At 46.3% G+C, this 22,445-nt stretch carries 27 protein-coding genes; 16 read left to right on the top strand and 11 right to left on the bottom strand.

Translation table 11 applies throughout. From position 1 onward, the window contains the following. The first annotated feature begins 33 nt into the window (after positions 1-33). The gene (locus QMF28_RS02315; protein ID WP_281743050.1) at positions 34-660 is read left to right on the top strand and encodes a Maf family nucleotide pyrophosphatase; all 627 of its coding nucleotides are present in this window, start codon (positions 34-36) and stop codon (positions 658-660) included. Further along, positions 657-1,427 carry an SAM-dependent methyltransferase gene (locus QMF28_RS02310; RefSeq protein WP_281743048.1) on the top strand — a complete coding sequence of 257 codons (771 nt, stop codon included), beginning with the start codon at positions 657-659 and terminating at the stop codon, positions 1,425-1,427. The genes QMF28_RS02315 and QMF28_RS02310 overlap by 4 nt, the downstream gene beginning before the upstream one ends. A 46-nt stretch (positions 1,428-1,473) precedes the next feature. Here QMF28_RS02310 and sppA read toward each other — a convergent pair whose 3' ends face one another. Genes sppA through QMF28_RS02295 form a run of 3 tightly spaced genes read right to left on the bottom strand, consistent with a single transcriptional unit; the run spans position 1,474 to position 4,130 of the window. Further along, positions 1,474-2,421 (bottom strand): signal peptide peptidase SppA, encoded by a 948-nt coding sequence (gene sppA, locus QMF28_RS02305; RefSeq protein WP_281743046.1) that lies wholly within the window; start codon positions 2,419-2,421, stop codon positions 1,474-1,476. A gap of 12 nt (positions 2,422-2,433) precedes the next feature. Continuing rightward, entirely contained in the window at positions 2,434-3,114 is a 681-nt protein-coding gene (locus tag QMF28_RS02300) for an HAD-IA family hydrolase (RefSeq protein ID WP_425594902.1), read from the bottom strand. 8 nt (positions 3,115-3,122) lie between these two features. After that, positions 3,123-4,130, bottom strand: a complete 1,008-nt coding sequence (locus QMF28_RS02295; RefSeq protein ID WP_281743042.1) for an RluA family pseudouridine synthase — start codon at positions 4,128-4,130, stop codon at positions 3,123-3,125. A 464-nt stretch (positions 4,131-4,594) separates the two neighbouring features. Here QMF28_RS02295 and QMF28_RS02290 point away from each other — a divergent pair, with 464 nt between their 5' ends. The 5 genes from QMF28_RS02290 to QMF28_RS02270 all read left to right on the top strand — a co-directional run bounded on the left by QMF28_RS02290 (position 4,595) and on the right by QMF28_RS02270 (position 10,670). Then, positions 4,595-7,237: a ribonuclease E/G gene (locus QMF28_RS02290; RefSeq protein ID WP_281743040.1), complete on the top strand. Its 2,643-nt coding sequence runs from the start codon at positions 4,595-4,597 to the stop codon at positions 7,235-7,237. Positions 7,238-7,330: 93 nt separating this feature from the next. Beyond that, a complete protein-coding gene (gene moaA / locus QMF28_RS02285) occupies positions 7,331-8,446 on the top strand; it encodes a GTP 3',8-cyclase MoaA (RefSeq protein WP_281743039.1) in 1,116 nt (371 codons plus the stop codon). After that, positions 8,446-9,051, top strand: coding sequence for a molybdenum cofactor guanylyltransferase MobA (gene mobA / locus QMF28_RS02280; RefSeq protein ID WP_281743037.1), 606 nt, complete (start codon positions 8,446-8,448; stop codon positions 9,049-9,051). The genes moaA and mobA overlap by 1 nt, the downstream gene beginning before the upstream one ends. Beyond that, entirely contained in the window at positions 9,048-10,364 is a 1,317-nt protein-coding gene (moeA, locus tag QMF28_RS02275) for a molybdopterin molybdotransferase MoeA (protein WP_281743035.1), read from the top strand. Before mobA ends, moeA begins: the two co-directional genes overlap by 4 nt. A gap of 12 nt (positions 10,365-10,376) precedes the next feature. Continuing rightward, the gene (locus QMF28_RS02270) at positions 10,377-10,670 is read left to right on the top strand and encodes a hypothetical protein (protein ID WP_068322073.1); all 294 of its coding nucleotides are present in this window, start codon (positions 10,377-10,379) and stop codon (positions 10,668-10,670) included. Between the two features lie 101 nt (positions 10,671-10,771). Here QMF28_RS02270 and QMF28_RS02265 read toward each other — a convergent pair whose 3' ends face one another. Then, positions 10,772-11,755, bottom strand: coding sequence for a 2-hydroxyacid dehydrogenase (locus QMF28_RS02265; RefSeq protein ID WP_281743593.1), 984 nt, complete (start codon positions 11,753-11,755; stop codon positions 10,772-10,774). A 148-nt stretch (positions 11,756-11,903) separates the two neighbouring features. Here QMF28_RS02265 and fdxA point away from each other — a divergent pair, with 148 nt between their 5' ends. From fdxA to QMF28_RS02245, 4 genes are read left to right on the top strand one after another with little or no spacing between them, the layout of a single operon-like run. Beyond that, complete coding sequence (gene fdxA / locus QMF28_RS02260) at positions 11,904-12,227, top strand: ferredoxin FdxA (protein ID WP_068322070.1); 324 nt, start codon at positions 11,904-11,906, stop codon at positions 12,225-12,227. A gap of 19 nt (positions 12,228-12,246) precedes the next feature. Beyond that, positions 12,247-13,293, top strand: a complete 1,047-nt coding sequence (locus tag QMF28_RS02255; RefSeq protein ID WP_281743031.1) for an NAD(P)/FAD-dependent oxidoreductase — start codon at positions 12,247-12,249, stop codon at positions 13,291-13,293. A gap of 45 nt (positions 13,294-13,338) precedes the next feature. After that, positions 13,339-14,133 (top strand): thymidylate synthase, encoded by a 795-nt coding sequence (locus QMF28_RS02250; protein WP_068322059.1) that lies wholly within the window; start codon positions 13,339-13,341, stop codon positions 14,131-14,133. Between the two features lie 11 nt (positions 14,134-14,144). Continuing rightward, a complete protein-coding gene (locus QMF28_RS02245) occupies positions 14,145-14,633 on the top strand; it encodes a dihydrofolate reductase (RefSeq protein ID WP_281743029.1) in 489 nt (162 codons plus the stop codon). Between the two features lie 40 nt (positions 14,634-14,673). Here QMF28_RS02245 and QMF28_RS02240 read toward each other — a convergent pair whose 3' ends face one another. Next, positions 14,674-15,519, bottom strand: a complete 846-nt coding sequence (locus QMF28_RS02240) for a peptidylprolyl isomerase (protein WP_281743027.1) — start codon at positions 15,517-15,519, stop codon at positions 14,674-14,676. An 84-nt stretch (positions 15,520-15,603) separates the two neighbouring features. Here QMF28_RS02240 and QMF28_RS02235 point away from each other — a divergent pair, with 84 nt between their 5' ends. Next, positions 15,604-16,224 carry an SOS response-associated peptidase gene (locus tag QMF28_RS02235; RefSeq protein WP_281743025.1) on the top strand — a complete coding sequence of 207 codons (621 nt, stop codon included), beginning with the start codon at positions 15,604-15,606 and terminating at the stop codon, positions 16,222-16,224. Here the strand turns inward: QMF28_RS02235 and QMF28_RS02230 are convergent. After that, positions 16,221-16,547, bottom strand: a complete 327-nt coding sequence (locus QMF28_RS02230; protein WP_281743024.1) for a hypothetical protein — start codon at positions 16,545-16,547, stop codon at positions 16,221-16,223. The genes QMF28_RS02235 and QMF28_RS02230 overlap by 4 nt on opposite strands. 58 nt (positions 16,548-16,605) lie before the next feature. Here QMF28_RS02230 and QMF28_RS02225 point away from each other — a divergent pair, with 58 nt between their 5' ends. Continuing rightward, positions 16,606-17,496 carry a transporter gene (locus tag QMF28_RS02225; RefSeq protein WP_281743022.1) on the top strand — a complete coding sequence of 297 codons (891 nt, stop codon included), beginning with the start codon at positions 16,606-16,608 and terminating at the stop codon, positions 17,494-17,496. A 13-nt stretch (positions 17,497-17,509) separates the two neighbouring features. Here the strand turns inward: QMF28_RS02225 and QMF28_RS02220 are convergent, their stop codons facing one another. Then, positions 17,510-18,103: a protein-methionine-sulfoxide reductase heme-binding subunit MsrQ gene (locus tag QMF28_RS02220; protein ID WP_281743021.1), complete on the bottom strand. Its 594-nt coding sequence runs from the start codon at positions 18,101-18,103 to the stop codon at positions 17,510-17,512. A gap of 150 nt (positions 18,104-18,253) precedes the next feature. Here QMF28_RS02220 and QMF28_RS02215 point away from each other — a divergent pair, with 150 nt between their 5' ends. Next, positions 18,254-18,469: a hypothetical protein gene (locus tag QMF28_RS02215; RefSeq protein WP_068322043.1), complete on the top strand. Its 216-nt coding sequence runs from the start codon at positions 18,254-18,256 to the stop codon at positions 18,467-18,469. On the opposite strand, the gene QMF28_RS02210 is transcribed toward QMF28_RS02215, so the two are convergent. Together QMF28_RS02210 and QMF28_RS02205 are read right to left on the bottom strand one after the other, a co-directional pair. Further along, complete coding sequence (locus QMF28_RS02210; protein WP_281743020.1) at positions 18,470-18,754, bottom strand: 4a-hydroxytetrahydrobiopterin dehydratase; 285 nt, start codon at positions 18,752-18,754, stop codon at positions 18,470-18,472. Positions 18,755-18,765: 11 nt separating this feature from the next. Beyond that, positions 18,766-19,491, bottom strand: a complete 726-nt coding sequence (locus QMF28_RS02205; RefSeq protein WP_281743018.1) for a pseudouridine synthase — start codon at positions 19,489-19,491, stop codon at positions 18,766-18,768. Positions 19,492-19,594: 103 nt separating this feature from the next. On the opposite strand from QMF28_RS02205, the gene QMF28_RS02200 reads away from it, so the two are divergent. Next, a complete protein-coding gene (locus QMF28_RS02200) occupies positions 19,595-20,128 on the top strand; it encodes a DUF2889 domain-containing protein (RefSeq protein WP_281743017.1) in 534 nt (177 codons plus the stop codon). Positions 20,129-20,145: 17 nt separating this feature from the next. Continuing rightward, positions 20,146-20,940, top strand: coding sequence for a hypothetical protein (locus QMF28_RS02195; RefSeq protein WP_281743016.1), 795 nt, complete (start codon positions 20,146-20,148; stop codon positions 20,938-20,940). A gap of 9 nt (positions 20,941-20,949) precedes the next feature. Here the strand turns inward: QMF28_RS02195 and QMF28_RS02190 are convergent, their stop codons facing one another. Both QMF28_RS02190 and QMF28_RS02185 read right to left on the bottom strand, forming a co-directional pair. Then, positions 20,950-21,873 (bottom strand): MBL fold metallo-hydrolase, encoded by a 924-nt coding sequence (locus QMF28_RS02190; RefSeq protein WP_281743015.1) that lies wholly within the window; start codon positions 21,871-21,873, stop codon positions 20,950-20,952. A gap of 3 nt (positions 21,874-21,876) precedes the next feature. Beyond that, complete coding sequence (locus QMF28_RS02185; protein ID WP_281743014.1) at positions 21,877-22,443, bottom strand: lipocalin family protein; 567 nt, start codon at positions 22,441-22,443, stop codon at positions 21,877-21,879. Between the last annotated feature and the right edge of the window lie 2 nt (positions 22,444-22,445).

Here is a 22,445-nt window from a genome sequence, read left to right as displayed (position 1 = left end):
TAAATGAAGCAGCACTAGAAAGCACAGAATACGATGAGCAGTTTCCAAAACCCACCCTTGATTCTGGGGTCTACCTCCAAATATCGCCGCGAACTTTTAGAGCGTCTGCGGATTCCTTTTGAAGTCATTTCACCAAAGGTAGATGAAACACCTCTCACTGGTGAGAGCACTCTCGATTTAGCAATGCGTCTCGCACGTGCAAAAGCGGCTGCAGTTGCCAAAGAACATCCTAATGCTTGGGTGATTGGATCTGATCAAGTTGCAGATCTTTGTGGCGCAGCAATTGGTAAGCCGGGTAATTTCGAACGAGCGTTAGCGCAATTGCAACTCATGCGCGGTCAAACAGTCATTTTCCAAACCGCTCTATGCCTAATGAAGGGCGATACCCAAACTACTTTATGCGTTCCTACCGAAGTCACCTTTCGCAAACTTCCAGATAACGTCTTAGAGGCCTACCTGCTGGCGGAAGAACCGTATGATTGCGCTGGTAGCGCCAAGTCTGAAGGCCTTGGTATTAGTCTGCTGGAATCCATTAAGAGTGATGATCCTACTGCACTCATTGGCCTACCTCTTATTGCATTAACAGGCCTACTGCGCGATGCAGGCTTTGTAATTCCATCAAAAAAACTAAGTAATAAAAATAAAAGAAGTTATTTATGAGCAAACTCGGCACTCTGTATTTGGTTCCAAACACCTTGGGCGATGACGGCCGCGTTGATCAACTACCTAGGGTGCTTCCTGCGGAAACGATTGCGAAATCAGCCAAGCTCAAACATTGGATTGTGGAAGACGCTAAAACAGCACGCGCCCTATTAAAAGCAATTGATTCTGTTTCACCCTTAATCTGCACTATTCAAGAAATGCAGATGAGCGAATGGCGAGGTGCAGCGCGTAATGCAAAGTATGGTGATTCAGTAAAACCTGCCGACCTACTAAAGCCCCTGCTTGCTGGAAATGATATGGGCCTCATGTCAGAAGCGGGAGTGCCTGGTGTGGCCGATCCAGGCGCTGAATTAGTTCTAGCAGCACATAAGTTAGGCGCACAAGTAAAGCCATTGGTTGGACCAAGCTCAATTTTGCTAGGACTAATGGCTAGTGGACTCAATGGCCAGCGCTTTGCATTTCAGGGTTACTTGCCTCATGACACTCATGAGCGTTCAGCAAAACTGAAGCAGCTAGAAGTTGAATCCCGCAAATTGCAACAAACCCAAATTTGGATTGAAACACCCTATCGCAATACTGCGATGTTGATGGCATGTATCAGTTCACTAGCGCCGCAAAGTTTGTTGTGTCTTGGTGTAGACCTGAGTCTTCCATCAGAAATGATTACCACTCTATCAATTACAGACTGGCGTAAACGCTATCCGAATGAAGCTGCATGTGCTTCATTACAAAATCGGCCAACAGTATTTCTACTATTGGCCTAAGTCTTTAATGCTTTAGTTTTGTTTTTGCTTTTTGTTTTTGCTTTTTTTATTTCAAATCAGGCGCCTTAACCAACGCTTTGCCAGCAGCGGCTCCAGCTTCTGCACCAAAGCGTTTAGCAACACGTTCAGCAAAATTCTCTTTCATGGTGTAGTCCAGAATATCGGGCGCCTTAAAGACATCGCGCGCAACGGTATCAACCGTGCCATAACCGTCAACTAAACCAATCTTGACTGCTTGCTCGCCATTCCAAATACGTCCAGAAAATAAATCCGGAACCTCTTTTAAGCGATCGCCTCGTCCCTCTTTAACTACCGCAATAAATTGTTGATGAATTTCATCAATCATGGTTCTAACCATTTCTACTTGCTTTGGATCCTCTTTGCTAAATGGATCCAGCATGCCTTTATTGGAGCCCGAGGTAATCATGCGGCGAGTCACACCCAACTTATCCATTAAACCTGTAAAACCAAAGCCTTCCATGATCACGCCAATGGAACCTACCAAGCTCGCTTTATCTACCAAGATTTGATCTGCTGCTACGGCAACGTAGTAACCACCAGATGCGCAAATATCTTCTACAACTACATAAAAAGGTTTTTTGGGGTAAAGCTTACGCAGACGATGAATCTCGTCATTAATCATGCCGGCCTGCACCGGCGATCCGCCAGGGCTATTAATACGCAATACAACACCGGCACTGCTTTCATTCTCAAACGCCGCCAATAAAGATGAATTGACATCCATTGCATTGGCCATTGAACTAGAGGAGATTTCTCCTTCAAGAGTTACTAGTGCGGTATGTTTTTCAACCCCCATCCCTTTGCCCGGAAGATGAAAATCAAATATCGATAACAAGACGCCCACGATCACCAACAAAGTCAGTACTCGCAATACGGCCTTCCAACGACGCGCTTTACGAGTCTCTTTTAAATTCTCCAACAAGAGATGCTCGAGAGCCTGACGCTCCCAATTTGGGTTTGGATTGTTTTCCATCTTTTTACTTCCTTAGTGTTGCAGATTATTTTTAAGCCAAAGCGAAAGTTGCGCAACATCATCAACATGAACCAATGATGGTGATTCTTTCAGAGTACTTGGTGGATGGGCGCCATAAGTCACTGCTACCGCATCTACACCAGCATTAGCAGCCATGTCCAAGTCATGCGTGGTATCGCCAATCATGAGCATGCGGCGCGTGGGTACCTGGGTTACATCCGACAACTCCAGCAACATTCCCGGGTGGGGCTTAGAGAATGACTCATCAGCTGTACGGGTCTCATGAAAGAGATGACCAATCTGATGATGCTTGAGTGAGCGATCTAAACCTACGCGAGATTTGCCAGTAGCTACGCCCAATAAATATTGCTGAGCATGCAGCTCCTCCAAGAGCTCACGAATGCCCACAAATAAATCGAGCTCGTGATCTTTTGCTAAATAGTGATATCGAAAACGTTCAGTTAACTTTGGAAAATGAATCGGCTCAATCCAAGGAACCGCTCTTCTCAATGAGTCCTGAATTCCCAAGCCAATCACTGAACTAGCTAAGGTGTCATCTGGCTCCTTAAAGCCCAAATCACGACAAGCTTGCTGGATGCAATGCACGATTGTTGGAGTGGAGTCCATAATAGTTCCATCCCAATCCCAAACAATCAGGTCATATGGTCTATTCAATTTATTTGTTTGAGGCATTTTTATTTTTACTGCTCAAAGGTATTCATCATGGCGGTAAATTCTGGAGGCAATGGTGATTCAATACGCATCTTTTCACCAGTGCGGGGATGTGTAAATCCAGCTAGATGGGCATGTAGATAAAGGCGCTTAGATTTAATCAGCTTATCTAAATCCTCAAAACCATACTTATCATCACCCAAAATTGCATGTCCTAATTTTTGCAAGTGAACACGAATCTGGTGAGTGCGTCCCGTTTTGAGCTGAGCCTCTGCAAGCGTAATATCTGCTCCTTCACGCTTGAGAACTTTGGTTACTCGCAAAGCGGTGTGACTTGGCAAGCCATCTGGGTCAACTTTCACACGGCGTTCGCCATTCGGGAGTAGGTATTTGTGCAATGGATACTTGAGCTGCATGGTTTGCGCGCCCTGAACAATTTCACCATGTGCAAGCAAGTAATAGCGCTTATCCGTTTGACCTTCGCGAATTTGGCGATGCAGCTCAACTAATGCACTACGCTTTTTAGCCAAAAGCAAAACGCCTGAGGTATCTCGGTCTAAGCGATGTACTAATTCCAAAAATTTGAGTTCGGGGCGAGTAATACGAAGGGTTTCGATGACACCCAGAGCAATGCCTGAACCTCCATGCACAGCCAAACCGGCTGGCTTGTTCACTATTAAGAGTGCTTCATCCTCAAACAGAATCGGCATTTTGTCTGAATAGCCATGCGCCCGAGACTTGGTTTGGGCAGAGTTAACAGCGGCCATTTGGGCTGGTTCGGCAATGCGAACCGGGGGGAGGCGCACCACATCACCCTCAACCAGTCGGGTTGTTGGTTCAGCCCGCTTTTTATTAACTCGGACTTCGCCAGATCGAATAATTCGGTAAACGTGGCTTTTTGGCACCCCTTTAGCCCAACGCAGCAAATAGTTATCCAAGCGCTGGCCAGCCTCTTCCGGACCAATAGTCTGGAGATGAACTGCTGCGGGAGCGGAGGTTTTTACCTTGGAAGGCATGGAAATGGGTTCAGATTTCATGATTTATCTCTCTTGTGACCCCGGCGAGGGACGACAAGGGACTCAACAATACCCCATTGTCACGCAACTTGTGCCGTATAATCAACGCTCTAGCCAATTTATTGGCCCGAGACCAACCTGAAGTCAGGTTTGAATCGTGGAGCTTGGAGTCGCCCTTTAAAAGACTCCCGGGGTTGCCCCTCCCCCGTTGTAATGAGGCGCAGGGTTGGTGTGCCGTATGCCGCGACCCGCGATTAGAAGACAGTTTTCAGGCGCGCGCCTGCATTGATGACCTAAAGGAGGTCTCTGCGGCGATCGTCAAGTGTGGCACCGATTTAACCAACCGTTAACTGGGTGAACTAAGCAAAAAGTGCTTAGATTTGCATGATCCACACTCATAAACCGCCTTAGGCTCAGTCCTAAGTGGTATTTAACTTGTCCCCTAACGCAGCGCGCAAGGTCACCCTCCCCCATAGGAGAGTGTTATGAAACGCATGTTGTTTAATGCAACTCAACAAGAAGAGTTGCGAGTTGCCATCGTTGATGGTCAAAAACTCATTGATATCGATATCGAAGCTGCCGGCCGCGAACAACGCAAAGGCAATATCTACAAAGGTGTCATTACCCGTATTGAACCTTCCCTTGAGGCCTGCTTTGTCAATTACGGCGAAGAACGTCATGGCTTCTTGCCATTCAAGGAAGTTGCCCGTAGTTACTTTAAAGAGGGTATCGACGTCCGCAATGCTTCCATTAAGGATGCCTTGCGTGAAGGTCAAGAAATCATTGTTCAAGTAGAAAAAGAAGAGCGCGGCCAAAAAGGCGCTGCCCTCACTTCCTTCATCTCCTTGGCAGGCCGTTATTTGGTCTTGATGCCAAATAACCCACGTGGAGGTGGCGTATCCCGCCGTATTGAGGGTGAAGACCGTCAAGAACTCCGTGAAGCCATGTCTCAATTAGAGGTAGCTGATGGCATGAGCATCATTGCTCGTACCGCAGGTATTGGTCGCGATGCTACTGAATTGCAGTGGGACTTAAGTTACCTGATGCAGTTGTGGAAAGCGATTGATGAAGCCGCTAAAGGCAACTCAGCACCATTATTGATCTACCTCGAATCTAGCTTGGTGATTCGCGCAATTCGCGATTACTTCCAACCAGATATCGGCGAGATCCTCATCGATACCGATGACATCTACGAACAAGCTGCTGCATTTATGTCTGTTGTAATGCCAGACAACTTGCCACGCGTAAAGCGCTATCAAGATGATGTGCCTTTGTTCTCGCGTTTCCAAATTGAGCATCAAATTGAAACTGCGTACTCACGCACTGTGCCATTGCCATCAGGCGGCGCAATCGTGATCGACCACACTGAAGCTTTGGTTTCAGTGGACGTGAACTCAGCACGTGCAACTCGCGGCTCTGATATCGAAGAGACTGCAACCCGCACCAACTTAGAAGCTGCTGATGAAATCGCCCGTCAAGCACGTTTACGTGACTTGGGTGGCTTAATCGTCATTGACTTCATTGATATGGAATCAAGCAAGGCTCAGAAGGATGTAGAGAATCGCCTACGCGACGCTCTACGTCATGACCGTGCCCGCGTTCAAATGGGCAAGATCTCCAAGTTTGGCTTGATGGAAATGTCACGTCAGCGCTTACGTCCAGCCCTATCTGAAGGTAGCCATGTAACTTGCCCACGTTGTAATGGCACTGGCCACATTCGTGACACTGAATCTTCTGCACTGCAAGTTCTGCGCATCATCCAAGAAGAAGCAATGAAGGAAAACACAGCAGCGATTCATACTCAGGTACCAGTCGAAGTGGCTGCATTCCTCTTGAATGAAAAACGTGCTGAAGTGATCAAGATTGAGACTCGCTTCAAAGTGAACGTCTTGATGGTTCCTAATAAGCATTTGGAAACACCGCATTACAAACTAGAGCGTTTACGTCATGACGATCCACGTCTTGACGATCAAAAAGCAAGTTATGTCATGGCTGAAGAAGCTGCGCGTGAACTCGAGACAGACACAACCGTTAGCAAGAAAGATGCTGATATCAAAGTGCGTCCTGAGGCTGCAGTTAAAGGCATTACACCAACACAACCAGCGCCAATTAGCCAACCACGCCCTGCTCGTACTGAAACAGTAAAAGCCGAAAGCTCTGGTGGTTTCTTTGGATTTATTAAGAGTCTCTTTGGCTCATCTCCAGCGGTTGAAGAAAAGCCTGCGCCAATCAATAACCGTGGTCGCAACCAAGGCCGTAATAGCAATGGCGGTGATCGTAATCGCGGTCGCAACCGTCGCGGTGAACGCACTGAGCGTCCAGCAGCGACTGCAGCTGAGGGTGCTCCAACAGAAGGTGGTAACAACAATCGCGGACGCAACAACCGTAACGGCAATCGCAATCAAAACGGCCCTAAGCCAGAACGTCAAGAAGGTAATCGCAATCAAGCCAATGCTGCAGCAGTAACACCTGCAACAGAAGCAGCTCCGGGTAGTGAAGCTACTACAGGTGCAGATGGTGAAGAGCGTCGTGGTCGTGGTCGTAATCGTCGTGGTCGTGGTCGTGGTCAGCGTGAACGTGGCGAACGCACTGAAGGTGCTAACGATGTTGCTGCACCAGCAACAGCTACTTCAGCAAGTCCTTTTGCGGGCCCTCCAGCAGGAATGGCTGGCGCATCTGCAAGCATGCCGATTCAGAACCTTGCTAATAGCTTTGGAAATGCAAAGCCTGCTGCGGAGAAACAAGAAAGACAAGAGCGCGCACCACGTGCTCCACGTCAATCTAATCGCCCTGCACAAAATACTGCGCCTGCCTCAGCTCCTACTACCCAAGCAGCAGCGCCTGTTGCGGTAGTAGCAGCCGCTGCTGTAGAAGTCATTAGCAAGCCTGCTCCAACACTTCCTAAGGTTGCCTTCCAGCCTCTTGAGGAAACTCCGTTGCATAGCGTTGTGCAATCTGCCGGCATGATCTGGGTTGCTACAGACTCATCAAAGCACGCTGAAGCTCAAAATCAGATTCAGGCTGAGCCTGTGGTACATAACTTAGGCAGAGCGCCTAAGCCTGCTGCCCAGCTTCCTGACGGCCCAATGGTTTTAGTTGAAACCGGCGGCCAAGAAAAAACGGTTTAAGCCATCTAAAGCTTTTTCTCCAGACCGCCATTTATCCCAAAAGGATATTTGGCGGTTTGGCAGAAACCCCGTTTCACAGCCATAATTGCGAACATGGTTGAAAAAGTAATCCCCATCCGACTTGACGAAGGCAAAGGCCTGACGCCATTTATTGGCGCACAGCTTGTCACGCCTCATGGCCATACCAAAGATACTCGTGGGCGCACCTTAAGAGATCTACGCATATCTGTTACCGATCGTTGTAACTTCCGCTGCACCTATTGCATGCCTAAGGAAGTCTTTGATCAAAACTATCCATATCTTGCTCACAAAGAATTACTGAGCTTCGAAGAAATCGCTAGACTCACTTCCATCTTTTCCACATTAGGTGTTGAAAAAATTCGACTTACTGGTGGCGAGCCTTTGCTTCGTAAAAACTTAGAAGTGCTCATCGAGATGCTGGCAAAAATTCCGACCTCCGATGGCAAGCCGCTAGACCTTACCCTCACTACTAACGGCAGTATCTTGCGGAAAAAAGCTGCAGCTTTAAAAGCAGCTGGTCTGCACAGATTAACTGTCAGCCTTGATGGCTTGGATGACGCCATCTTCAAGAAAATGAATGATGTCGATTTTCCAGTGGCTGATGTGCTCGATGGAATTGCCGCAGCCCAAGAGGTTGGCTTTAAGAACATCAAAGTCAACATGGTGGTTAAAAAAGGAACCAATGATCATGAGATCGTTGCGATGGCCAAACACTTCAAGGGCAGCGGCGTCATTCTGCGCTTTATTGAATTTATGGATGTGGGTAGCTCTAATGGCTGGAATATGGAGCAAGTACTCCCCTCTAAAGAAGTCATTGCCCGAATCAATGAAGTCTTTCCACTTGAGCCTATTGAGGCTAACTATGCTGGCGAAGTTGCACAACGCTGGCGTTATGTCGATGGCTCAGGCGAGATCGGAGTGATCTCTAGCGTCACGCAGACCTTCTGTCATGAATGCTCTAGAGCGCGCATCTCCACTGATGGACAAATGTATCTGTGCCTCTTCGCTAATGAAGGTTTTGATTTCAAAACATTATTGCGCTCAGGCAAATCCGATTTAGAAATTGCCAACGCTGTCATGAATACCTGGGCGGCACGTGAAGACCACTATTCTGAGATTAGAGGTTCCAATACCGCAAAACTAGCCTCAGGCAATCGCAAGGTTGAAATGTCTTATATTGGTGGTTAATGATTTCAACTAAAGATATTACTGGACTCATACTTGCTGGCGGTCGCGCACAACGCATGGGTGGCATCGATAAAGGTCTAATTCCATTTCATGGAAAACCACTGATCGAGTCAGCTATCGCAAAGCTCAAGCCGCAGGTACAAACCATTGTGATTAATGCCAACCGCAGCATCACAAAGTACGCGACTTATGGCTACCCAGTCGTCATGGATGAGACTCCTGATTTTTCAGGACCCCTAGCTGGATTCTCAGTAGGCTTGAAGGCCTGCAGGACGCCTTACCTACTGACATCACCATGCGACTCACCGTTACTCCCCAATAATCTCGCTGAGCTATTAGCTGTCGAGATGGGGCGTGGTGACTTTCAATTGGTTTACGCCTCCAGCAAAGAGGCAGATGGTAAAGTCTGGGCACAACCCGTTTTCTGTTTGATGCGCAGCAACTTACAAGATTCCTTGGACCAATTTCTACAAAAAGGCGATCTCAAAATTGATCGTTGGTTTAAAGAGTTGCGCAGTAGTACGGTGGTTTTTGATGACCCTCTAGTATTTGCTAACGTCAATACTCCTGACGAACTTAAAAAACTTGAAGAAGTGTCTGCATGAGTCACTCCCCAAATCAACCTATTCTTTTGACTTCATCACTGCATGTTGATGACGCTCGCAAAGCAATAGCGGCGTTGGTAGATGACCTCATTCAAGAGTCCAGAGCAATTAATGATCCTGCTGATATTGAAACAGTAGCTCTAGACAAAGCCATTGACCGCATCCTAGCAGTCGACCTACTCTCGCCAATTGATGTCCCTGCTGCAGATAACTCAGCGATGGATGGCTTTGCATTTGATGGAAAGTGCCTTGATACAACTAGCCCAACAATTTCATTGCGGATTGTGGGCACTGCCTTTGCAGGCAAACCTTATGACGGCATAATTGGATCTGGCGAATGCCTCAAGATCATGACTGGCGCGGTGATGCCTGCCGGCTGCGATACAGTAATTCCACAAGAGTTCACTACTGCAAAAGATGAGTTCACCATTGAATTTAAGCAAGATCAATTAAAGCTTGGCGAGAACAGACGCTTACGCGGCGAAGATCTGCAAAAAGGCAAACCCGCTATTGCTACGGGCCGCTTGCTCCGCCCATCTGACTTAGGTCTCGCAGCTTCTTTGGGTATTCCAACTCTCCAAGTAAAACGAAAACTGAAGGTTGCCATTCTATCTTCCGGAGACGAGCTGCGATCTTTAGGTCAGGCATTGGATGCTGGCAGCATTTACGACAGCAATCGCTATAGCCTCACAGGTTTACTAAATCGATTAAATCTAGAAATCATTGACTGCGGCATTGTGCGTGATGATCCCGCCTCTTTGAAACAAGCATTTATTGAGGCTTCTAATAAAGCAGATGTCTTAATTTCTTCTGGTGGCGTTTCAGTTGGCGAAGCTGATTTCACAAAACAAATCATGCAAGAGTTAGGTGATGTTGGCTTCTGGAAAATCGCCATGCGCCCAGGACGACCAATGGCATTTGGCGTACTCAAGCCAGTTGCTGGAAAATCACCCGCTCGCAAAACACTCTTCTTTGGCTTGCCCGGAAACCCAGTGGCAGTCATGGTGACCTTTTATCAATTTGTTCGTGCTGCCCTCATGCAACTCAACGGCGCCAATCAAACACAGCCGCCATTGACTCAGGCAATGGCCGAGGCCCCTATTCGGAAAAAGCCTGGTCGCACTGAGTTTCAGCGCGCCATCTTGGGACGTAGTGCTGATGGCAAGCCAACAGTCAGATTAACTGGCAGCCAAGGTGCGGGGATCTTACGCTCCATGAGTGAAGCAAATTGCTTTGTCATCCTAGGTCACGAACAGGGAAATGTTGCCGCTGGAGACTGGGTAGATATAGCACTTTTTGATGGACTGCTTTAAGATTGCGTCATCATGAAACTCACCAAAAAAGAACTAGTCTTCCTCGACCCAATGCATACCGCCAAAACCTTAGTTTTGGTTTACCTCTGCTTCTCCGTTCCAATCGTTTTATTGGCATTGTTTGTTGCCTTCATTCGTGATGGCGCCATCCCTGGATTTACTGTGCTGTCAGCGCTGATTCTCAATGCTTTATTGGGATTTGGTTTGCTATGGATCGCATGCAAAGTCTACAACTGGGTTGCAGGTAAGTTCGGTGGTATTGAATTAGCAATGCGCGAGCTACCAGAAGAAATCGAAGCAGAATAAAAGAGTCAGTATCCGGATTTACACTCCAAGCAATAAAGCCTAGTTCTCACTCGGCTTTATTTTTTACTACTTAGTTTTACTACTTAGTTAATCTAATTTAACTAAATTTTATAAACTTCCGCATTAATCAAGCTGGGTGGTTTTTTACCATCAAGCGCGGCACGCAAGTTATCTACCGCTAGATCAACCATCGCTCTGCGTGTTTTTTCTGTTGCACTTGCAATGTGCGGAGCCAACACAACATTGCTCAACTTGAGTAACTCCGGATGCACTTTAGGCTCGCCCTCAAACACATCTAGACCAGCTGCAAAAATGCGCTTTTCTTTGAGGGCTTGAGCAAGAGCTGCGTCATCCACAATACCGCCGCGGGCAATGTTTATCAAGGTTGCAGTCGGCTTCATGAGAGCGATTTCTTTGGCACCAATTGTGTGGTGACTTTCGGCGCTATAGGGCAATACCAAGACAACATGATCTGCAGTGCGCAGCAATTCCTCCTTAGAAACATACTTAGCGCCGCAGGCTTTTTCACTAGCATCGGATAGATGGCTGCGGTTGTGATAGATCACATTCATTCCAAAACCTAACGCACGCTTTGCAATACCTTGACCGATACGACCCATACCAATAATGCCAACGGTGCTGTGATGCAAATCCATGCCAAGGGGGTTATTCACAATCGACCACTTATCCCAATGCCCCGCACGCACCCAGCGCTCTGATTCAGTAATGCGTCTTGCAGTTGCCATCAGCAATGCAAACCCAAAGTCAGCAGTGGTATCTGTTAATACATCGGGAGTGTTGGTGGCCATCACTCCTGCTGCAGTAATTGCTGGAACATCAAAATTGTTATATCCCACTGAAATGTTAGCTACGATCTTTAAATCTTTGGCATGCGCTAGTGCATTTGCATCAATTCTTTCGCTGCCCGCTACTAAAGCCCCTACAACTCCCGAGAGTTCTTTTTGCAACTCTTCTGGACTAAAAATGCGATCCTCTTGGTTGGACCGCACATCAAATGATTCTTCCAGTTTGGCCAAAGCCTCAGGAAAAATGGCTCTTGCCACCAAAATTTTGGGTTTTTGCATGTTTACTTGGGTATTGGGCTGTTTATTCATAGGGGAACTTTACCTCAAGTAAATTAACCCTTTAGCCTGAAAAATAGGCTATTTCGGCTAAAATTGAGGTTTTATAACCTAGCACCCGGCTTTTGGGGGCTCACGAAACAAAACTGCCATGACTTACGTTGTTACCGAATCCTGTATCCGCTGCAAATACACCGACTGCGTTGATGTTTGCCCAGTTGACTGCTTTCGCGAGGGTCCTAATTTTTTAGTGATTGATCCTGATGAGTGCATCGATTGCGCGGTTTGTGTTCCAGAGTGCCCAGTAAACGCTATTTATGCTGAAGATGATGTGCCTGGCGATCAACAAGCATTCATCAAACTCAATGCTGAACTCTCCCCTTCTTGGACATCCATCACTAAGTCCAAAGCTGCTCTTCCAGATGCTGAAGAGTGGAAAGACGTTAAGAACAAACTCGACCAGCTAGTAAAGTAATTTTCTAGCAAAAGTATTCGTGTCAAACTCACCCACACAAACCGATGCTGTCATCATTGGCGCCGGTCCTGTGGGTCTCTTTCAGGTCTTTGAGTTAGGCCTACTAGAAATCAAAGCCCATGTAATTGATTCGCTGCCAGAAGTTGGCGGTCAATGCATCGAGCTTTACCCTGACAAACCCATCTACGATATTCCCGCTATTCCAGTTTGTACTGGACGCGAGCTTACGAATAATTTGCTCAAACAAATTAAGCCATTTGATGCACAGTTTCATCTTGGTCAAGAAGTAAGCAAGCTAGAGCAGCAGACTGATGGTCGCTTTCTAATTAGCACCTCGCAAGACAAACACTTCCTCAGCAAGACCGTATTCATTGCTGCCGGTGTTGGCGCCTTCCAGCCCCGTACTTTGAACCTAGAGGGCATAGATCGCTTTATAGGCAAGCAACTTTTTTATCACGTTAAAAGTCCTGAGCAGTTTGCAAACAAAAGAATTGTGATTTGCGGAGGTGGTGATGCCGCACTAGATTGGGCAATTCATTTTTCTGAAATTGCTGCCAGCGTGACATTAATTCATCGCCGTGATGATTTTAAGGCGGCCCCCAAATCCATTGCAAAGATACGTGAACTTTGTGCGAGCAACCAAATGCAATTGCTTATCGGACAAGTGACCGCTTACGAAGCACAAGATGATCGACTTGCAGAAATTACCTTCACCAATATTGACGGCGAGAATAAGCAGATCCCACTCGACGATCTTTTGGTATTTTTTGGCCTCTCCCCTAAATTAGGACCCATCGCTGATTGGGGTCTCAATATCGATCGCAAACAAATTTGCGTAGATACCCAGAAATTCCAAACCAGTATCCCTGGCATTTATGCGGTCGGCGACATCAATGTCTATCCGGGCAAGAAAAAACTCATTTTGTCTGGATTTCATGAAGCAGCTCTGGCTGCCTTTGCAGCCGCAGAGTACCTAAACCCAGAAAAACAGATTCCACTCCAATACACGACCACTTCGCCTAAGCTACATAAGGCCCTGGGAGTGAAGTCGCCCACATTCGAGTAAGCTATCCCTAATCCGTCTACATATAACTACATTTAGCTGATACATATGCGCCAATATCACGATCTCATGAAAGAAGTCCTCGCCAAGGGGGTTCAAAAGTCCGATAGAACCGGAACTGGCACAGTCTCTGTATTTGGACACCAAATGCGCTTTAATTTGGCAGATGGCTTTCCGATGGTCACCACTAAGAAGCTGCATCTCAAATCCATTATTTATGAATTACTCTGGTTCCTCAAAGGAAGCACAAACAATAATTGGCTTAAGGAGCGTGGCGTTTCCATTTGGAATGAATGGGCAGCTCCCGATGGTGATCTCGGTCCAATCTATGGTTATCAGTGGCGTTCATGGCCCGCACCAAATGGTCAGCACATCGATCAAATCTCTGAAGTAGTGGAGACCATCAAAAAGAATCCAGACTCACGTCGCATTATTGTTTCCGCATGGAACGTTGCTGATATTCCCCGTATGGCTTTAGCGCCCTGTCATGCCTTCTTTCAGTTTTATGTAGCAGATGGCAAGCTGTCATGCCAACTCTACCAACGCAGCGCGGATATTTTCTTGGGTGTGCCATTTAATATCGCCAGCTACGCCTTGCTCACCCACATGATGGCGCAACAATGCAATCTAGAGGTGGGTGACTTTATTTGGACTGGTGGTGATTGCCATCTATACAGCAACCACTTAGAGCAGGTAGAGCTTCAGTTATCTAGAGATTTCTTCCCATTGCCTAAGCTCAATATTTTGCGCAAGCCTGATTCTATTTTTGATTACGAGTTCGAAGACTTTGAAATCGTAGGATATGAATCTCACCCTCACATTAAAGCTCCTGTAGCTATTTAAGAATTAAGTATATGACTCAACCCGCCATCTCTATGATTGTTGCGCGCTCACGTAATCACGTGATTGGACGCGACAATCAAATGCCCTGGAAGATCTCTGCTGATTTGCAATTCTTCAAACGTGTCACGATGGGTCACCCTGTCATCATGGGCCGCAAGACCTGGGAGTCCATTGGTCGCCCGCTTCCTGGCCGTCGCAATATCGTAGTGAGCCGCAATGCAAACTACCCAATAACCGGTGGTGAATTAGTTGGATCCCTGGATGAAGCCTTGAAGAGTCTAAGCGAATTTCCCCGACTCTTTGTTATTGGCGGCGAACAACTTTTTACCCAAGCATTTGATATGGCCGATCGTCTTTACATCACTGAAATTGACTTAGATATTGAAGGTGGAGACACATTCTTTGAGGTACCTAATGTATCCGACTGGAAAGAGGTAGAGCGAACTCCTGGATCCGAAGGTGATATCACCTTTAGCTTCATTACCTTGGAGCGCAAATAAAAAGGACCCCGTGGGGTCCTTTTTATTTCAGCGTAAATTCTTATTGCTGAACAATAATCTTTGCATCTTTTGCGAGCTGACTTAAAAACTCAAACTGCTTTCTTTGCGTCATACCAGCACGAATAGCTGGCTTTGCTTGTTCAAATGAAGGCGGCTTGCTCGACTTTTTATCTTCCAATTTGATCAAGTACCAACCTTGCTGCATCTGGATTGGTACAGGGGATACTTGCCCTTTAGCGAGCGTGACAAGCACAGATGCCAACTGAGGAGCAACCTGACCAGGCTGGATCCAACCTACCGCTCCGCCTTGAACTTTGTTTGGAGCCAAGGAAACACTCTTGGCAACCTTATCAAATGACTCGCCCTTTTTGATACGCGCCAAAGCAGCTTGTGCATCAGCTTCAGTCGCCACAGCGATATCACTGACTTTATATTCCACAATCATCCCTTGAGGGCCTAAGGATGCAATTTCACGGTTGTATTCAGCCTGAACATCCGCATCGGTAATTGGGTTTTGAGCCATATAAGTAGATAGCTCAAGATCAGCTAAATAATTTTGGCGAATCATCGCTAGCTGTGTATTGGCCTTTTCTGAATTGGCTAAACCATCTTTTTCAGCTTGTTGAGAAAGCAGCAATACCTCAACAAACTTCTCAATCACAGCGCTACGCAATTGGGGTGATTCTTTTTGACCCTGAGATATAGCGGCCCTGATTCCTTGCTCAACCATATCATTAGTAATTAGGGCGCCATTAACAGAGGCTGCAACATTAATTGGCAAACCACTCTGCTGCGCAAACGCGCTACCAACAAAAGCACTAGCTAAGATACCGGCAGCAATAAAGCGCACTACTATTGGATTAAATGCAGAGGAAAAAGGGTTCATAAGGGGGAGATCTTTCTAAAATTTAGCCTCAATACTACCAGCTGGCATGAGCTCAATCTCAATAAGCCACAGTAAAATAGTGGCATGTGTGTTCAATACCTCACTACGGTCAATACAGATTGGGTTAAAACCCACTTTGGCCTGGATTTACCGGTGTCTCCAGCGCATGATGTATTCCCAACTTATCCAGGAGCCATCGTCCTCAAAAGTCACAACACTGGACGCACTGCAACTGGCTTAGCTCGCTTTGGCTTATTGCCATCCTGGGCCAAAGAGGAAACCTTTGGAAGAAAGACATACAACGCCCGGGCTGAAACTGTAGCTGAGAAACCATCTTATAAGAATGCGTGGACAAAACGGCATTACGCATTAGCTTTAGCAGATGCTTTTTATGAGCCTTGCTATGAATCTGGCAAAGCGGTGCGCACCGCGATTAAACAAGCAAATAATGAGCCGATGGCGATTGCCTCAATCTGGGATACCTGGACTGAGCCAGAAACAGGAGAGCTCATAGTCTCATTTTCCATGCTCACGATTGAAGCTAATAATCATCCAGTGATGAATCGCATGCACAAGCCTGAAGATGAAAAACGTACGGTAGTTCCGTTACGTCCCGTGCTTTTTAATGCATGGCTCAATGCCACACCAGAAGAAGCGCAAGCATTACTTCAGTTGGAGTCAATCCCAGAGCTTGTAATTGCCTAGAAAGTTAAAACGGGTTTGGTCGCCTGGTAGGGGTCAGCCGATTGCATTTCTAAAGCCTCAGCCTCCTGTTCGCCCTGAGGCTGGTTATAGAATTTTGAATCCAATGCACGCTCTTTAGATAAGCGAAGATCTTCTGCTCTTGGATCTACCGGACCAAAAGGCCCCTCCACCGGAGAAAGTGTCTGACTATTAAACTCTTTAATCTGCTGTGGGGTATACGGGGATTTCGTTGTGGATCCAGGCGGCAGAGGAGGCGCTTGAGTACAGGCCACAATACTCATCAATATCATGCAAGGCACTAGCCGAAGGGCGTATATATTCATACAGCCCATTGTATGGTAACTACATGCATCTTGTTTTTATATTAATTACAATACCTCGATGAATTTACACCGCATCATCGCAACAGCCATATTGATGCTGCCATCAATTTGCTTAGCGATTGATTTGCAGCCGAACGATATTGTTGCCCCACTACCAGGCAAAAGTCATGCGATGATCAGCTACGTTAATTCAGAGAGTGGCACTTACTACAGAAATGGCTCAGCCGTTTCAAGCAGACCATTTGGTAGCCCTGATATTGGTATTCAAACAGCGATTGCTCGTCTAAGTACTAGCTACTCCATTACCAATTTACCCGCCATCTCTTATCTACAACTACCATACGGCACCATTAAGCCTGCTGGATCACTGGCATCATCTCCTGCTAGCACCGGCATTGGCGACCTCACATTTGCAACAGCGATTTGGCCGTATGCCGATAGGGAGAAAAGAAGGTACTTTGGCGTTGCTGGATATCTAACAGCGCCAACCGGCAGCTATAACAGTCAACAAGCTTTTAATCTTGGTGAGAACCGTTATCGGTCAGATATTCAGATGGGCTATCAGCAGCCTATTATTGGGAATTTAGACGGGATGGTTGCCGTCGATACCATGTGGTTTGGAGGCAATAGCCAATGTGCTGCAGCCTGTTTATCTGCAAGCAACACCTCCTTAAATCAGAAACCTTTAACCACCACTCAGTTGGGCCCAATTTACAAGTTCAATCAAACTTATACACTGGGTGCCTCCTATTTCTATGTAGCTGGTGGCGCAACGACTATTGGCAATACCTACCAAAATAATGTCGTTAACACTCAGAGGTTTTTGCTTAGCGCATTAGCTTACTACCCCTTTGGCAGAATTAGCCTGCAATATGGACGTGATACAGAAATCAAAAATGGTTTTGTAGAAACACGGCGCCTTGCCATACGCTATACGACTGAGTTTTAAGCTCTCAGATCACTTAATTTCTGAGCCTTTGCAGAAAGCTCTTTACGATTGGCAAGCGACAAGCAAGCAATGCCAAAATGACTGCTCCGTAGATTGAGACAGTATCCAAATCATTTTTACCAGCCTTATGCCACCAATAGTGGGCAATTGCAGTACATGCAATGATGTAGACCAGCTTATGCAATGCAGACCAGCGCTTTCCTAGCTGACGTACCGACCACCGGTTAGATGTAATGGCTAAGGGAGTTAGTAATACCAATGTCAGAAAGCCCATCATAATAAAAGGACGCTTTACAACATCGCTCCACATCGATTGAATATCTAGATTCTGATCTAACCAAAACCAAATGGAAAAATGGATACAGGCATAAAAGAAACAAAATAATCCCAACATCCGACGCAGCTTAATCCAGATGGTCCAGCCTGTTATTAGGCGCAAGGGTGTCATTGCTAACGTAATACAAAGAAATACAAGCGCCCAGGTACCGGTTGAGCGGGTAATGAATTCAATGGGATTGGCGCCTAGATCGCCATAAACACCAAGCCAAACCAGGCGGGCCAGCGGCACCAAGCAGAAAATGAAAATGGCTGGTTTTAATAACTTCATAAACAGCACTTTAAACCAAGCTAAGCGAAGAACTGATAGATGCTTTTTGCCATGAAGGCGAAACAATGACGGATGGAATAATGACAAACTATTTAGGTCTATCGATTTAGGCTGTAATTTGCTATCCTGAGCGTTCAATTAAGGATAAATATGACCGAAGAGAACCAAACCCAGAACGATGAAGACTTTGACTATGGGTGCGAGTGCGCAATGACCTTGCTCAACGAGCCCACTGAGGATCGCCTAAACGACTTAATTGATGAGCTTGATGAAGATGGCATGATCTCCACCGAAGTGGTCTATGGCTTACTCGCAACCATCCTCATGAGCATGAATGAGGAAGAGCATGAAGGCGACGAGCACTAATTAATTAGGACTCACTTGGGAGGCAAAAGCATCCATTGCTTTTGCCAACTGAATATCTAACTTGGTCAGTGCGCCAGCCGAATGAGTTGATAGAGATACCGATACCTTATTCCAAGAATTTGACCAATCAGGATGATGATCAATCTCTTCTGCGTACCCGGCACACAGAGTCATAAATTCAAACGCTTGCTTAAAATTTTTAAAGACAAACTCACGCTGAATTGTCTTGCCCTCTAGAACCCAAAGAGGAATTTCGTTTTCTATATTTAAGCCGTCAACGATCAAGGTAGACTCCTTTAACTGGCAACACTTTGTGAAAGCTGCTTTAAATCTTCCGGGTATAGCCAACGCCATTCACCCTCCGCCAGATCAGCAGGCATTTGATAGGCGCCAATTTCAGTGCGATGCAATTTAGCAACGTGATTGCCGACCGCGGCCATCATGCGCTTCACCTGGTGGTAGCGTCCTTCAACAATCGTCATTGCTAAAACATGTTCTGTGATTTGTTTGCAAGCAGTCGCAAAGCAGGGCTTTGGATCATCATCTAATACAACACCATTTAACAAGTGATCGATTTGCTTCTGTGTAATGGGCTCTGGCGTAGTGATCTGATATACCTTGCCAATATTTTTCTTCGGAGTAGTCATCTTGTGGATAAATTGACCATCATCGGAGATTAAGAGCAGGCCAGTAGTGTCATAGTCCAAGCGCCCCACACATTGCAAACCTCTTTCAACAAAGGGGCTAGGCAATAAGCTGTAGACACTAGGATGATGGGTCGTTTTATGCGAACACTCATAATTAGCTGGCTTATTGAATGCTAAGTAAGCCTTCTCGTGATACTCCCAATCCTTACCCTCAACATTGAGAATGAGATTCTCGGTAGCAATTCTTTCTTCTGGGTCTTCAGCCAATACGCCATTCACCTTCACCAGCTCGGCATATACCAAATCACTACAGTAGCGACGAGTACCAAAGCCTTGGCTAAAGAGAATCTTTTCGAGAGAAATAGGTTTTGCCATATGCTGCAAAGGATACTACAGAGCAAGACTGCATTGGGTCCGTCGATTCATTCGCCAATTCATTATCATTAGGTATTCACGCCATTACCTAAGGCAATTACTCATGTTATCCACCCCAAAACCTCGCTCCTTATTACACACCCGAGAAATCACATTTCAGGGGTATGCACGAGAGGATGGGCTGTGGGATATTGAAGGGCATCTTAAGGATTTCAAAACCAATCCCTTTCAAACCAGCGCAAAAGTCTGGCAGCCTGGCGAGGCGTTTCATGACATGTGGGTACGCGTCACACTTAATAAAGAATTTGTGATTCAAGATATTGAAGTAGTCATGGATGGTCATCCACACGCAGAGTGCACTGCTGTCATTCCACCAATGGACTCACTCATTGGTACTCAGATAGGTAAAGGTTGGCGCAAGACAATAGATACACATCTTGGTGGCATTAAGGGCTGCACCCATTTACGAGAACTACTCACCAGTCTTGCCACCGCAGCCTATCAATCTATACCAGGAGCATTTTTCGATCCCACCGGAGAAAAACCGCCACTCTACTTGGGTACCTGTAAATCCTGGGACTTTAATGGCCCAGTGGTGATGCGCGTCTTTCCCAAATTTTATCGCTGGAAGCCTTAGACCTTAAGCAAACCCTTATGATATTTCTGCGCACACTGACTTTTTTGTTGCTATGTATTTCTAGTGCTTTAGCGTGTGCAGCAGAGCAAACTTCTACGCCCATTCTGGGTCTTGTTAATGCGTCTCAGGATAGATCTGAAAACCGTATCCTAGAATTCTGGGGCTACCATGAATACGACGGCTTACAAAACTATGCCGACACACTGAAGTTACGTTACTACAACCCTCTCAATATCGGCGATTGGCATGGCACGCTGAGACTTGATACTGCTTATACAGCTGCTTATGGCCCTCTATTGCCGGCGCAATCTACTGGCACGTATTCTGCAAACAATGCAATGGTCACGATATGGGGCGGCAAGGCAGGCTGGTTTGGCAATGTAGGGGCACGAGTAGTGGCGCCGCTCAGTGATGTAGGTCAATGGCTAGCTGGCCCTCAAGTAAGCACTTCGTTCACACCTGCTGGCAGCAGCAAAAGTCTTCTGGCAGATATCTCGCCATTAGCGCGCTACATGATCGGATTTAATGCAAAGGCGCCCTCAGGCTTTTCCCCGCCGCCTTTAGCAAGCCGTCTTGAACTATATCCAACGGTTGGCGTGAACTTAGGGCCTAGCACTCAAATTCGCTTTTGGGATGAAAACGGCGCCGTCTATAACGCAGCGGGTGGCGGTTGGTTTGTGCCAATTGATGCCATGGTCACTCAACGAATCAATAAAAATCTTTTATTTGCTATTGGCGGCGCAAAGCAAGTGGTTCAAACCTACCAGCTCTACAACTGGACAGTGTACGGAAAAGTCTCTCTTACTTTTTAAATAAACCAATCAAGCAAGATCAACCAAAGTTTCACCTTCTAATTTTGCCGCGCCCGATTTAACCAAAGACCTGGGTAGCCATTGGGTAAATTCATCCATACTCATATTGAGTAGTTTTGCAGCGCTGATCAGCGCTGGCGTATTAGCAATCCAATCATTCACTTGCTGCATCTCACGACTACGCCACTCTAATAGACGATATTTCAGTAAGACTTTAGCGCCGTGACGGGCATTACGATCTGGGTCAGATGCTAAATAATCTAATCTTGATCGTGCTGTAGCAAGAGACTTAGCAACATCGGAAAATGGCGCGCCATGACCTGGAATTACCAAATCAATCGGTAGGGCCTCAATGAGGTCTAAAGTTTGCGCCACTTCCTCAAATCCAGACTCCCCCCAGAGCTCAGGGAAAATCACCCCGAAGCCCTCTTCCCATAGAGCGTCAGCTGAAATCAATATCCGATGATCTGCTTGATAAAGCATGATGGAATGGGGGTCATGACCTGGCGCAGCTAATACCTTCCAGAGATATCTCCCCAATACAATTTCCTCGCCAGGAACCAAAACATGATGATGAGAAAATTGTGGGCATTCTTGCCCTAAGTTGTCATAACTTAATAAAGCGCTATCCCAATTTTTGACTGCCGCCTCTTCAGCCGCTGGAATATAAACCTCGCAATGAAATACTTCTGCTAAAGCAGCATTGCCACCACAATGGTCAGAGTGAAGATGCGTATTCACCAACTTATTTAATGCGCTTAAGCCATGTTTTTTAAGAGCACCACTCACTAAATCCAAAGTCATTTTTTGGTGAGCGCAATACCCCGAGTCCACCAAGGAGACATCATCCTTGCCGTAGTGAAAAATATTATTCGCGGAGAGCCACCCTCTTTCAAAAACTTCAATACCAGGTGGCAATAAATGCGCTGTCATACTCTAATTCTTTAAAGGAGTGGCTTGGACTGTAAGCTCTAGCTTACGTACATCAAACTGCTGATCCCGTATGCGCTGCAACGTTTCGTCATAGACTTTTTTATCCAATTGCGGCGTCCTCGACAGAATCCAGAGGTATTCACGGCGTGGATCACTCACTACTGCCACTTGATATTGAGGATCTAGATCAATTACCCAATAATCACCCCACACCAAAGGTATAAAAGCCAACCAAGCAGGTGCAAAGCGCACCTCCAACTTAGGTGAGTCTTTTGACCCTATTTGGCGAGCGGTACCTTCTGCCTCAGACATATCACCTTCAGCAGTTTTGCAGCTATTCAAGACTTTAATAGTGCCGTCGCCCCTAGCGGAATAAACCGCTTTGGTATTGCTGGCGCATTTCTTCTGAAACCAATTAGGGTATTTAGCAATCTCATACCAAGTACCCAAATAACGCGGGACATCCAGAGAGGGAATTGTCTTTACCGCTACATCAGACGTCTGACTATAAGCAGAGAAGCTAGTTAAGAAAATACAAGCGCCAAATAATGCTGAATATATTTTGTTCATTA

It is taken from the genome of Polynucleobacter yangtzensis (assembly GCF_027924165.1).
Lineage (GTDB): Bacteria > Pseudomonadota > Gammaproteobacteria > Burkholderiales > Burkholderiaceae > Polynucleobacter > Polynucleobacter yangtzensis.
This window is presented reverse-complemented; position numbering and strand designations above follow the sequence as displayed.